The sequence below is a fragment of the Curtobacterium sp. NPDC090217 genome (assembly GCF_044746705.1).
Taxonomy (GTDB): Bacteria; Actinomycetota; Actinomycetes; order Actinomycetales; family Microbacteriaceae; genus Curtobacterium.
The window spans coordinates 107,184-118,994 of sequence record NZ_JBIVCR010000002.1; the positions used below are offsets into that span (position 1 = coordinate 107,184).

General features: G+C 73.2%; 12 protein-coding genes. 8 read left to right on the top strand and 4 right to left on the bottom strand.

The annotated features are described in order from the left end of the window. Nucleotides 1–5 precede the first annotated feature (5 nt). Nucleotides 6–899, top strand: a complete 894-nt coding sequence (locus tag ACIPJ2_RS08210; protein WP_402728411.1) for an NUDIX domain-containing protein — start codon at nt 6–8, stop codon at nt 897–899. A 124-nt stretch (nt 900–1,023) separates the two neighbouring features. On the opposite strand, the gene ACIPJ2_RS08215 is transcribed toward ACIPJ2_RS08210, so the two are convergent. Continuing rightward, complete coding sequence (locus ACIPJ2_RS08215; RefSeq protein ID WP_402728412.1) at nt 1,024–2,265, bottom strand: MFS transporter; 1,242 nt, start codon at nt 2,263–2,265, stop codon at nt 1,024–1,026. Then, nucleotides 2,262–2,903 carry a GntR family transcriptional regulator gene (locus tag ACIPJ2_RS08220; protein WP_281264149.1) on the bottom strand — a complete coding sequence of 214 codons (642 nt, stop codon included), beginning with the start codon at nt 2,901–2,903 and terminating at the stop codon, nt 2,262–2,264. Before ACIPJ2_RS08220 ends, ACIPJ2_RS08215 begins: the two co-directional genes overlap by 4 nt. Before the next feature lie 205 nt (nt 2,904–3,108). Between ACIPJ2_RS08220 and ACIPJ2_RS08225 the strand changes: the two genes are divergently transcribed. The 3 genes from ACIPJ2_RS08225 to ACIPJ2_RS08235 all read left to right on the top strand — a co-directional run bounded on the left by ACIPJ2_RS08225 (nt 3,109) and on the right by ACIPJ2_RS08235 (nt 5,944). Next, complete coding sequence (locus ACIPJ2_RS08225; protein WP_402728413.1) at nt 3,109–3,855, top strand: phosphotransferase; 747 nt, start codon at nt 3,109–3,111, stop codon at nt 3,853–3,855. Then, a complete protein-coding gene (locus ACIPJ2_RS08230; protein ID WP_402728414.1) occupies nt 3,852–4,934 on the top strand; it encodes a winged helix DNA-binding domain-containing protein in 1,083 nt (360 codons plus the stop codon). The genes ACIPJ2_RS08225 and ACIPJ2_RS08230 overlap by 4 nt, the downstream gene beginning before the upstream one ends. 68 nt (nt 4,935–5,002) lie before the next feature. Continuing rightward, a complete protein-coding gene (locus ACIPJ2_RS08235) occupies nt 5,003–5,944 on the top strand; it encodes a DnaJ domain-containing protein (protein WP_402728415.1) in 942 nt (313 codons plus the stop codon). A 21-nt stretch (nt 5,945–5,965) separates the two neighbouring features. Here the strand turns inward: ACIPJ2_RS08235 and ACIPJ2_RS08240 are convergent, their stop codons facing one another. After that, nucleotides 5,966–6,328 carry an RNA-binding S4 domain-containing protein gene (locus ACIPJ2_RS08240; RefSeq protein ID WP_281264153.1) on the bottom strand — a complete coding sequence of 121 codons (363 nt, stop codon included), beginning with the start codon at nt 6,326–6,328 and terminating at the stop codon, nt 5,966–5,968. A 54-nt stretch (nt 6,329–6,382) separates the two neighbouring features. On the opposite strand from ACIPJ2_RS08240, the gene ACIPJ2_RS08245 reads away from it, so the two are divergent. Then, nucleotides 6,383–6,634: a hypothetical protein gene (locus ACIPJ2_RS08245; protein WP_402728416.1), complete on the top strand. Its 252-nt coding sequence runs from the start codon at nt 6,383–6,385 to the stop codon at nt 6,632–6,634. Between the two features lie 70 nt (nt 6,635–6,704). Next, the gene (locus ACIPJ2_RS08250; RefSeq protein WP_402728417.1) at nt 6,705–7,883 is read left to right on the top strand and encodes a hypothetical protein; all 1,179 of its coding nucleotides are present in this window, start codon (nt 6,705–6,707) and stop codon (nt 7,881–7,883) included. 72 nt (nt 7,884–7,955) lie between these two features. Here the strand turns inward: ACIPJ2_RS08250 and ACIPJ2_RS08255 are convergent, their stop codons facing one another. Further along, entirely contained in the window at nt 7,956–9,461 is a 1,506-nt protein-coding gene (locus tag ACIPJ2_RS08255) for a S1C family serine protease (RefSeq protein ID WP_402728418.1), read from the bottom strand. A 219-nt stretch (nt 9,462–9,680) separates the two neighbouring features. Here ACIPJ2_RS08255 and ACIPJ2_RS08260 point away from each other — a divergent pair, with 219 nt between their 5' ends. Both ACIPJ2_RS08260 and ACIPJ2_RS08265 read left to right on the top strand, forming a co-directional pair. Next, nucleotides 9,681–10,676: a FecCD family ABC transporter permease gene (locus ACIPJ2_RS08260; protein ID WP_402728419.1), complete on the top strand. Its 996-nt coding sequence runs from the start codon at nt 9,681–9,683 to the stop codon at nt 10,674–10,676. Further along, the gene (locus tag ACIPJ2_RS08265) at nt 10,673–11,695 is read left to right on the top strand and encodes a FecCD family ABC transporter permease (protein WP_402728420.1); all 1,023 of its coding nucleotides are present in this window, start codon (nt 10,673–10,675) and stop codon (nt 11,693–11,695) included. Before ACIPJ2_RS08260 ends, ACIPJ2_RS08265 begins: the two co-directional genes overlap by 4 nt. Nucleotides 11,696–11,811 lie beyond the last annotated feature (116 nt).

Consider the following 11,811-nt stretch of genomic DNA (forward strand, 5'->3'; position numbering starts at 1 on the left):
GGGGCGTGCCAGACGCGCTGCCCCCAGGTCCGCCGCCAGGTCCCCGCGACCCCGGCGACGCCTGGGCGTACGGACCCGACGGCACCAAGGCGTGGGGTGTGTTCGGTGCAGCCGGCCTGCTCGTCGACGACGGCCGCGGCCGCGTCCTCCTCCAGCACCGCGTCGAGTGGAGCCACCACGGCGGCACGTGGGGCATCCCCGGCGGCGCCCGGCACGAGCACGAGGACGCCGTCACCGGAGCGCTCCGCGAGTCCGCCGAGGAGGCGGGCGTGCCGCTCGACGGCGTCGACCTGCGCCACACGTCGGTGCTCGACCTCGGGTTCTGGACGTACACGACCGTGGTGGGGCGGGCCTCCCGGCCGTTCGAGCCGGTCATCGCGGACCGGGAGAGCCTCGCGCTGTCCTGGGTCCCCGTCGACGAGGTCGACGACCTGCCGCTGCACCCGGGCTTCGGTGCGTCGTGGCCGGCGCTCCGTTCCGCGATCGGGGTCATGCCGCACGTCGTGGTCGATGCCGCGAACGTCGTCGGCAGCGTGCCGGACGGCTGGTGGAAGGACCGAGCGGGTGCCGCGTCCCGCCTGGTCGACGGGCTGACGGCGCTCGCCGCGGCGGGTGTCCCAGCGCCGCTGCTCGACCTCGGGTTCACGCGGTGGTGGCCGGGGTGGACCGTCGTGCTCGAGGGGGACGCCCGCGGTGCGACGTCGGAGCCGAGACCGGGGGTGTCCGTGGTGCTCGCGGACGGGTCAGGGGACGACGCGATCGTGGCCGCTGCCTCGGCTGCCGTCGACGCCGGTGATGCCCCCGTGGTCGTCGTGACGGCCGACCGGGAGCTGCGCGCCCGCGTCGAGGCGATCGGCGCGACGACCCGCGGCCCTTCGTGGCTCCGCGACCAGCTGTAGCGCCCGTCCTCGCTCCGCCGAGCCGGCGGGACACCGCCGTACCCTCGAGACGCCGCCGAAACCGGGGGTGTCTCGACGACTCGGGGGTGTCTCGACGAGCCGGCGGCGCGAGCCGGCCGCCCGGCTACGCCGGGATGTGGCGGCGTGACGAGACCAGCACCGCGATCCACGACACGACGCCGAGCACCACGATCACCCAGAGCACGAGCGGCAGCGCCACGACGTTCGCCACCGCGGCGATGACGGCCGGCGCGAGGAACCCGGCGTACGCGGCCGCGTAGAACACCCCGGTCAACCCGGCGAGGTCCCGAGCGCCCGCGATCCGCTGCACCTCGAGCAACGACGACACGAGCGCGATGCCGATCCCGACGCCGATCACCACGTTCGCCGCGATGCCGATCCACACCGACTGCAGCTCGATCGCGACGGTGACGACCGCGATCCCGAGGGTCATCAGGAACACCGCGGTCGCGATGCCCCGCGCCGACGCGATCGAGTGCACGTGCTTCGCGAGCGGCTGGATCGCGCTCGACACCCCGAGGGCGACGACGGTCGCCGCGGTCGCGAAGACGAGCCCCCAGGTGCCGGTCGCCCCCTCGAGCCGGGTCGGCAGGTACCCGTAGCCGATCGCGGCGGACCCGAAGATCCACGGCGCGCCGACGAGCACCACGCGGGTGAACCGACGGTGCCCGGCGCTCGGGACGCGGAGTTGCCGCCACCACGGGCCGGCGAGCCCACCGGAGTGCTGGGTCTCCGGCGTCCGCCAGACGATGACGGCGAACGGCAGCGCGACGGCGATGTGGACGAGGAAGGGCAGGACCTCGGGGATCGGGCCCCACTGCGCGATGAGCCCGGCGACGAGTGCACCGGAGGCGGATCCCAGGGTGAACGCCAGCGATGCGCGACGGGCTCCGGAGCCGGCGTCCGCCGTCGGGTCGAACCGGCCATGCGAGAGTTCCTTCACCCAGCTGTTGCCGACGGCCATCGCGATGCCGACGGTGACACCCGCGAACAGGCGCCCCGCCATCAGGAAGCCGGGGCCGAACGGGCCGAGCGCGAGCAGGCCGCTGCCGACGACGGCGGAGGCGATGCCCGCGAGCATGAGCGGGCGTCGGCCGTGCCGGTCGGACAGGGACCCGGCGACGAGGAGCGCCGGCGCGAGCCCGAGCACGTACACGCCGAGGAACACGTTCACGAGCACGGACGAGTAGTGCGCGCGCTGTTCGTACATCAGCAGCAGTGGGCTGAACTGGTTGCCGCCCCACGAGCACACGAACACGGCGCCCCAGACGGCGACCCACGGCATCACGCGGGCGCGGGGGACCGCCAGCGAGCCGGTCGTCGGGATCGACCCGGTGGCGCTCACAGTGCGCCCCGGTGCGACGCGACGTGGGCGCCGAGCACCTCGGCGTAGCGGGCGGCGTCGCCGTCCTCGAGCGCGCGGGCGAGCGCACGGTGGTCGTCGAGCGACGCCTGCAACTGGGACGGCTGCACCCGCATCAGCTGGTGCCGGAGCCGCTGTTGCCGATCGCGCAGCGTCCGGGCGAACAGGACGGCGATCGCGTTCCGCGACGCGCCGATCACGGCACCGTGGAACTCCGCGTCCACCTCGATGAACCGGTCGACGTCGCCGTCGCGGACGGCCGCCTCCTGCTCGGCGAGCATGGCCTGGAGGCTCGGGGCCAGGTCCGCCACGCGACCGTCGGAGACGACGCGGGTCGCGGCCGTCGACTCGATCGCCTCCCGCATCTCGAGCACGTCCGCCGCCTCGTTCGGGGACATCGGGCGGACGACGGCGCCCTTGCGGGACTCCAACGCGATGAGCTCCTCGGCGGCGAGCCGGAGGAACGCCTCGTGCACCGGCGTCCGGGAGATCCCGAGGTCCTGGCAGATGGCGTTCTCGCTGATGGCGGTCCCGCCGGCGAGGTCCCCGCGGATGATCGCCCGCTTGACGTGGTCGTAGGCGCGGTCGGATGCCGCCTGGGTCGTCGCCGTGCTGTTCACGATCTCCGATCCTACTCCTTGCATGCAAGGCTGCATGCACGCGGGTACCCCGCCGAGGAACCGCACTTGCGCATGCATGCGGATGGATCGCGACATCGCAGCACCGGGGCGGATACGCTTGCCTCCACGCCGGTGCCCGTCAACGGAGGCGATCACGCCGGCCATGGCACGTCAACGACGACGACCACGACAGGAGCGGGCACTCATGGAGCGCATCACCAAGGCCGACGACCGGGTCCACCGTCCCGCGGGGCCGTGGACGCCCACCGTCCACCGGCTCCTCGCGCACCTCCACGAACAGGGCTTCGTGGCCGCGCCGGAGCCGATCGAACTCGACAACACGCTCGAGACCGTCTCGTTCGTCCCGGGGGTCGCGGGGGAGTACCCGTGGACCGAGGACGTCGCGAGCGAAGCCGCACTCGTCACGAGTGCCCGGATGCTCCGGCACTACCACGACGCCGCGGCGACCTTCCCGCTCGACGAGGACGCCGACGTGTGGTCGCAGACCCCGTCCACCCCGGTCGAGACCGTCGTGCACGGTGACTTCGCGCCGTACAACTGCGTCTACGACGGGATCGCCGCGGTCGGCATCATCGACTTCGACACGGCCCACCCCGGCCCGCGGGTCTGGGACGTCGCGAGCGCGGTGTACCGGTTCGCGCCGTTCACCACCGGAGCCGTCGAGGGTGCGACCGCCCCGACGCTCGACGCACGACTCTCGCGGGCAGCGGAGTTCTGCCGCGCCTACGGGCTCGACCAGGCGTCCCGGTCGGTCCTGGCACCGACGATGCTCGCCTCGATCACCGCACTCCTCACCATGCTCGAGACCGAGGCGGCAGCCGGGAACCCGAAGTTCGTCAGCGACCTCGAGCACGGCCACGCCGACCTGTACCGCGCCGACGCGGCGTACATCGAGCAGCACGCCGACGACATCACCAGAGCAGTGGTGTGACCCGGTCGCCGACCCCGGCGGCCCTCCGCTCGATGCGCCTCGCCGCGCAGCGCATCGGCGTGCGGGGCGGAACGGCGCTCGACGTCGTCACCCACATGACGGCGTTGCAAGGGCAGGACCTCGGCCAGTCGCTGTGGGCGATCGGCGTCAGGGCCCTCGGCCTGAGCCGGGCTGACGTGCACGCGGCCTTCGACCGGGGGGAGTTCGTCCGCTCGTGGCCGATGCGCGGGACCCTGCACGTACTGCGTGCCGACGACCTCCGGATGCTCCTCTCCCTGACCGCGACCAGGACCATCCGTCAGACCGCCAGACGCGCGGCGGAGCTCGGACTCGACGAGGCCACCGTCGACCGTGCCCGGGCACTCACCATCGCGGCACTCGAGGGCGGCCGGTCCCTGGACCGCGACGGCGTGCTCGGCCGCTACCGGGACGCCGGGATCGATCCCGCCGGCGGGCGCGGCTACCACCTGCTGTTCCGGTTGGCGCAGGAGGGGCTCGTCGCGTGGGGCCCGATGAGCCGTGTCGGGCAGGACCTCGTGCTCCTCGACGAGTGGGCACCGGGGGCGTCGCCCGTCCCGGACCGTGACGAGGCCCTGCGCCGAACCCTCCTCGGCTTCCTCCGTGGCAGGGGACCGGCGACCGAGGTCGACGCCGCGAGCTGGACGAAGCTGCCCCTCGGGGACGTCCGACGTGGTGTCGCGGCAGCGGGCGACGCGATCGAGGACCTCGGCGGCGGCCTCCTCGCGCTCGCGGACCGGCCGGAGCCGGGCGGCATCCCGACCGGGCAGCTCCTGCCCGGGTTCGACGAGTACCTGCTCGGGTACGCGGACCGGACCGGGCACCTCGACGCGGTGCACGCCGACCGTGTCGTGCCGGGCGGCAACGGCATCTTCCTGCCGATGGTCGTGCACCGCGGGCAGGTCGTCGGCACCTGGAAGCGCACCGAACGCACGCGGGACGTCCGCGTCACCGTGACGCCGTTCACGCCGCTCACCCCGGCAGTGCGCCGCGCCGTCGAGACGGCAGCGACGGCGTACGCCCGGTTCGTCGGCCTCCCACTCACCCTCGACCTGGGCTGATCGTTCCAGCGACTGCCCAGCATCCGTGCGGCTGCTCCCGACGCTCCCTCGGGTAATGTTCCAAGGCCATGACCGACAGCCCGGCCGACGCCACCCCCTACGAAGTCCTCGGCGTCGCCGCGACCGCCGACGACGAGGAACTCCGCCGCGCCTACCGCCGAGCGGCCCGCGAGACCCACCCGGACCTCGGCGGTGACGCCATCCGCTTCCGCCGGGTGCAGGTCGCATGGGAGCGTATCGGCACACCAGCGGCGCGACGCGCCTACGACACGGGGTCGCGCCCGACGTCCGCCCCGTCGGCTCCGTCCGGCGGCTCGTCGTGGAGGCGCGGTTCCGGTCGCGACGAGTACGCACCACCCACGGCGCGTCGCGACTCCCGCCCGCGTGCCCGCTCCCACGGACACCCCGGCGGTCGGTCGCGTGAGGTCTTCCTGGCTGCCGAGCGCGAGTGGGTCGGACTCGGCGACCCCATCGAGGACCCGTACGCCCCGTCGCTCATCCGATCAGCCCCCCGGTACATCCGCCGGCTGCTCGGTGAGGCGCTCGCCGAGGAGGCGACCGCCTCGATCGTCGCCGACATGGGCATCGGCGTGACGGTCTGGCACGACCTCGATGCGGGTGCGGAGGGCAAGCTCGACCACGTGGTGCTCATGCCGAGCGGGTTGTGGGCGCTCGAGTCCATCGACTGGGGCGGGCCGGTGCGGATCGACCACGGCGAGATCGTCGGCGAGACGCTCGAGCCGGGGGAGCGCCCCGTGAAAGAGCTCGTCCGCGCGGCCCGTGCCGTCCAGAAGCAGACACGCGTGCGGTTCACCGGCCGGCTGCTCGTCGTGCCGGACTCCGCGGTCGACCACGACGTGCAGCTCGTCGGTTCCCCGAAGAAGCCGACCGCCTACGTGGTCCGGCGCAGTGCGCTCGGGCAGGTCCTCAACGGCGTGTGGTCCCCGGAGGGCGCGGTCGACGTGTTCGAGATCCGGGACCGCCTGCAGCAGACCGTCCGGTTCGTCTGACGCGCTGGACCGTCCGGGCGATCAGTAGCCGCGGAGCTTCTCGAGGTCCCGGCGCTCCCGCTTGCTCGGACGTCCGGCGCCGCGATCGCGCATCGGGACGAACCCGGCCTCTTCCTTCGGCAGGCGCGGCGGGGTCCTGTCGTCGAGGTGCTTCGCCGCCTCGGTGGCCCCGACGCGCTTCAGGATGATGCTCTTCACGACGACGATGCGGTCGAACCCGGCCTGACGGACACGGACCTCGTCACCGGGGCCGACCGGCTGCGACGGCTTCGCCCGCTCGCCGTTGACCCGGACGTGTCCGGCCTTGCACGCGGTCGTCGCGGCGGACCGGGTCTTGGTGATCCGGACCGCCCAGATCCAGCTGTCCACCCGGGCCTTGTCCATCCCACCACCCTAGGCGTCCGGTACCCGCCCGTGGCAGCCCGTAGGGTCGGGGGCGTGGGAGCGGACGAACAGGGGCGGATCGCACGGGCACTCGCGCTCGGGGTGCTCGCCGACGTCGAGCTGGGGACTCGCGTCGTCGTCCGGGCGCACCACGGCGACGGCGCGAGTGACGCACTCGGAGACCTCGTCGCACGCACACCGGACACCGTCACGATCGACACCCGCCGCGGCCGGGTCGAGGTCGCCCTCACCGACGTCGTCGCCGCGAAGCGCGTCCCTCCGCCCCCGCCACGTCGTCCTCGCTGACGCCGTTCGAAGCGAGCGACCGCGGCGAGCCGTCGCCGGGCAGGCCCTCGTGCCGTCGTAGCCTCTGGCCATGGCAGTCCCCGTCCCACTCGGCACCGAGGACCGCACCGCCCGTGTGACGCTCCGCCGCCCAGACTCCTGGCGACGCGAGGACGCGTCCCACGCGGACCTCCGGCTGCGCGGCGACGACGTCGTCCTCACCGTCCGGTCCCGCCCGAGCGATCGCGGCATCGGGGACGAGAACGCCTCGCTCATCGAACGACTCCCCGGGTCTGTCGACGGCCTGCTCCTCGTCGGCTGCGACGTCTGGGGCACGGTCGGCGCACCCGCACGGCTGGTCGAGTACGTCCGCCCCGGCGAGGACGGCGACGAGGACCACGAATCGACCTCGATCGTCGGCGCCCACCTGCTGTTCGTCACCGGACGGCACCGCGTCGACGTGACCGTCGAACGCCCGCTCGCGCGACTCGACGAGACCGACGACGTCGTGTTCGCCGTGCTCGACTCCGTCCGCGCCGTCGGCCCGGTCTCCGCGTCGTCGCCCCGCGACCTCGAGGAGCTGCCGGCCGCGCAGCCGGCACCGGAGCTCGACGGACCGCACATCGCCTCCGACGCCCTCACCACGCTGCAGAGCATGGCCGGGAAGCGCTGGAGCCCCACGCTCCTGCGCAGTCCCGGCGGACGCGGACTCGTCGACGCCGGCCTGGTCGGACGCTTCGGGACGGTCCCGCCGACGACCCAGGCCCTCATCGAACCGTGGGCCGGCGACGTGCAGCCGACCACGCTGGAACAGCACCTGCCAGACGGGCGCGTGTCGCGCCTCCAGGCCTGGTCCGGCACCGTCGTGGACGGGACGGACGACGCCGATTCCGTCATCACCCGGCTCGCGCCGGAGCGCGTGGTCGCGATCGCGGCCGGGAGGCTCGGTGTCGGTCCGGCATGGACCTTCCCGTTCCGCACGGGGGCGCTCCGGGCCGACCTGCTCGGCAGGCGGCTGGCCGGTGGCGACGCCGCTCCCGATCTCCCGGCGTCGATCGCCGAGGCCGACCCGCGGCTCGCCCGGTTCTGGGCGGCGCCGTGGACGGTGTCGTACCTGCGTCGGCCGGGGAAGCCCCGACCGATCACGATCGTGCACGCCGAGGGACGGGGCTTCGCGCGCGTCGGACGCACGGAGGCCGGCGCCTCCGCGTTCTGGGCGGAGTCGCCGGCCAACGTGTACCGGTCCTTGGTGCGTGCGTTCCTTGCGTGACGGCGGAATCGCCGGTCTGGCCAGAACGGTGTACCGGTCCCTTGTTCGTGCGTTCTCGGGGCCAGCCGCTTCCTAGGCGGCAGGGCCCGCGGTGAGCGTCACCGTGACGGTGCTCGCCGTGCCGGCGCTGTTCGTGTAGCCGACGGAGACCTTGTCGCCGACGGACTTCGACTGGATCACCTGCGTCAGCTGGTCCGAGCTCGTGATCGCGGTGCCGTCGATCGACGTGATCGTGTCACCGGCAGCGAGGCCCGCTGTCGCTGCGCCGGATCCCTCGACGGTCCCGGCGACCGCGACCCCGCCCGTGGTGGTGGACGTGCCGCTCACCTGGACGCCGAGGAACGCGGGCAGCCCGATCGTGATCGTCCCGGATGCGTCACCGGCGAGGATCTTGTCCGCGATCGCCTTCGCCGTGGTGATCGGGATCGCGTAGCCCGTCACGTCGGCCGAACCCGAGGACGCAGCGGTCGCCATGCCGACGACCTCACCCTCGCTGTCGAGCACCGGACCGCCGGAGTCGCCGGAGACGATGTCCGCGGCGATCTCGATCAGGCCGGTGAGGGACTCGGTGCCCGTGCCGGACTCGCTCTGCACCTGGATGTCCTGGTCGGTCGCGGTGACGGTGCCCTCCGCGGCGACGAGGTTGCCCGTGCCCTCGGCGTTGCCGACGTCGGTCACGGCGTCACCGGTGCTCGGTTCGCCGTCGTCGTCGAGCGTGACGGTCGACAAGCCGGACGCGTTCTCCAGCTTGAGGACCGCCACGTCGTTCGTGGCGTCGGCACCGACCACGTCGGCCTTGTACTCCTTGCCGGTGGTCTCGTCGGTGACCGTGATGCTCGTCGCACCCTGGATGACGTGGTTGTTCGTGAGGATCGTGCCGTCCGAGGTCAGGACCATCCCGGTGCCGGCGGCCTGCGAGGACTGGTCGTAGTCCAGGATCGTGTTGATCGTGACGACGCCCTTCTTCTGGGCTGCCGTGGCCGCCGTGGCGGCGGACTCGGTGCTGGTGCCGGACGAGCCACTTCCGCTCCCGCTTCCGCTGCCGTCGCCGGGCACCGTGAAGCCGTTCGTGCCGCTCCCGCTGCCGGTGTCCGGCGTGGTCGTCGTGCCCTGGGACTGGCTCGACGTGGTCTCGGTGCCGACCGACGAGAGCCCGAGTGCCGTGCCGCCGGCGGCGCCGACGATCGCGAGGGCGGCGATGCCGGACCCGATCACCAGACCGAGCTTGCGCTTCTTCGTGCCGGGGCGCGTGCCGAACGCACCGCTCCACCCCTGCTCTGACGGGTACTGCTGCGACGGGTACTGCTGCCCGTGCTGCGCCGCGTGGGCCCAGCCCTGGTGGACGCCGGCGAGGGCGGGGCTGCCGATGAGGTACGGGCCGCGACCGTCGTGCGTGTAGGCGTATGGACCGGAGCCGTCCGGGGCGTAGAGGTACGGACCGGAGCCGTCGAACGCGTAGGCGGGACGGAGTGTGGACGCGTCGGCGTGCGGGGCCTCCCACGTGGAGCGGGGTGCGGCGTCCTGTGCGTCGATCGGGGTCGTGCCCGGTTCGGCGTCGGGGTTCGGGGTCTCGTTCATCGGTGCTCTCCGGTCGCTCTCGACGACCCGGTCGGGCGTCGATGGATACGAGTACAAGCCCGTTTCCCATGACGAAGCTATGAGCGAGCCCAGCGCACGCTCACGACTCGCTCGGGGATCGCCGAGGGGGAGTGCGGGGGTCGTCGTCACCCGCGAGACGTTAGGGTTGCCTTACTCCTCATGCGTTCCCCGTCACCAGCGCCGCCGGCGCCCCGCTCCGTGCCCCGACTCGTCGGTGCGACGGTCCTCGCCGTCCTGGTCCTCGCCGTCGCGGTCGCCATGAGCGTCGCGTTCGGATCGCGGCCGATCCCGCTCGGGACGGTGCTCGACACCGTGCTGCACCCGGGCCGGAACGACGAGATCGGGCTCATCGTGCTCGGCAACCGCGTCCCGCGCACCCTCGTCGGGTTGCTCGCGGGCGCCGCCCTCGGGGTCGCCGGCGCCGTGATGCAGGGGGTCACCCGCAACCCGCTCGCCGACCCGAGCATCCTCGGCATCAACTCCGGCGCGGCCCTGGCCGTCGTGACGGGCATCGCGGTCTTCGGCATCAGCGGGACGGCCGAGTACCTGCCGTTCGCCTTCGCCGGTGCTGCGCTCGCCGCACTGCTCGTCTACGGCATCGCCGCGGTCGCCAGGCGCGGGCTGACGCCCGTGGGCCTCGCGCTGTCCGGGGCCGTGGTCGCCGCGGCGCTCGCGTCCATCTCGACCGCGGTCCTCGTGACGAGCCAGAGCCTCCTCGACCAGCTGCGGTTCTGGCAGGTCGGCGCGCTCGCGGGCAAGGACCTCGGCACCGCCGGGGTCGTCACGATCCCGGTGCTCGTCGGACTGTGCATCGCGTTCGCCCTCGGTCGTTCGCTCAACACGCTCGCACTCGGCGACGAGCTCGCCGCGTCGCTCGGCCAGCGCGTCGTGCTCGTCCGGGCGGTCGGTGGACTCGTCACCGTGCTGCTCGCCGGCTCGGCGGTCGCCGCTGCCGGGCCCATCGCGTTCGTCGGGCTCGCCGTGCCGCACGCCGTCCGCCGACTGAGCGGTCCCGATCACCGGTGGACGATCCTGCTGTCCGCCATCGTCGCGCCGGCACTGCTGCTCGTCTCCGACGTCATCGGCCGGGTCGTCGCGTACCCGGGAGAGCTGCAGGTCGGCATCGTCACGGCCTTGATCGGTGCGCCGGTGTTCATCGCCCTGGTCCGGTCGAAGGCGGTGACCGGGCTGTGAGCGCCGTCGACCAGACCCGGGCCCGGACTCGGCCCCGGCTCGGGGCAGCGCGTCGTGAGCTCGTCGTGCTCGGCTCCGTCCTCGTCGTGCTGGTCGGGCTCGTGCTCGTCGGGCTCGGCGTGGGCGAGATCCCGCTGTCGCCCACTCAGGTCGTCCAGGCGCTGTTCGGGCACGGGGACACGATCTCGGACTTCGTGATCGGGCAGCTCCGCGGGCCGAGGACCCTCGCGGCGCTCCTCGTCGGGGCCAGTCTCGGCGTCGCGGGCGGCATCGTGCAGAGCGTCGTCAGGAACCCCATCGCCAGCCCCGACGTGATCGGCATCACCTCCGGCGCGAGCGCGTCCGGGCTGACCGCGATCGTGCTGTTCGGGGTCTCCGGCATCGGACTGTTCTGGACGGTGCTGGTCGGCGCCCTCGTCGTGTCGCTGGTCATCACTGCGCTCGCGTGGCGGAGGGGCATCACGGGCAACCGCGTGGTCCTCGTCGGCATCGGGGTCGCGGCGATGTCCCTGAGCGTCACCGGCTGGATGCTCACGAGCGGCTCCGTGCAACAGGCGGGGACGGCACTCCTCTGGCTCTCCGGCAGTCTCAACGCGGTCGACCGGAGCGTCGTCGGTGTGCTCGTGGTGGCGTTCGTCGTGCTCATGGTGCTGGCGCTCCTGCAGTCACCGCGACTGACCGTCCTGACGCTCGGCGACGACGTGGCGGCCGCACTCGGTCTGCGACCGAACCGTGCGAAACTCCTGCTCCTCCTGACCGCCGTGTGCCTCACCGCGGCGGCCGTCGCGACCGCGGGGCCGGTGTCGTTCGTCGCCCTGATGGCGGCGCCGATCTCCAGGCGGCTCGTCGGGGGCGGTCGTGTGGCGCTGGGTGTCTCGGCCGCGGTCGGCGCCGTGATCGTGCTCGCGAGCGACCTCATCGCCCAGTTCGCGATCCCCGGGAACGCCCTGCCGGTCGGCGTCGTCACCGGCGTCGTCGGCGCCCCGTACCTGCTCTGGTTGCTCGCGCGCGGTCGCTGACGACCGCCTGCTGCGGACGCGTGCCGTGATCGGACGTCGCGACGTCCTGCCGCGACGTCCGTGGCGGAGCCGAGCCGAGCCTCCCGTCCGGCCTGCCGCGACACGCGTTGCAGAGT

Coding starts and splice junctions, on each gene's coding strand:
- ACIPJ2_RS08225 (WP_402728413.1), top strand. CDS start 3,109: ATGGAGCGCATCACCAAGGCCGACGACCGGGTCCACCGTCCCGCGGGG.
- ACIPJ2_RS08235 (WP_402728415.1), top strand. CDS start 5,003: ATGACCGACAGCCCGGCCGACGCCACCCCCTACGAAGTCCTCGGCGTC.
- ACIPJ2_RS08240 (WP_281264153.1), bottom strand. CDS start 6,328: ATGGACAAGGCCCGGGTGGACAGCTGGATCTGGGCGGTCCGGATCACC.
- ACIPJ2_RS08250 (WP_402728417.1), top strand. CDS start 6,705: ATGGCAGTCCCCGTCCCACTCGGCACCGAGGACCGCACCGCCCGTGTG.
- ACIPJ2_RS08255 (WP_402728418.1), bottom strand. CDS start 9,461: ATGAACGAGACCCCGAACCCCGACGCCGAACCGGGCACGACCCCGATC.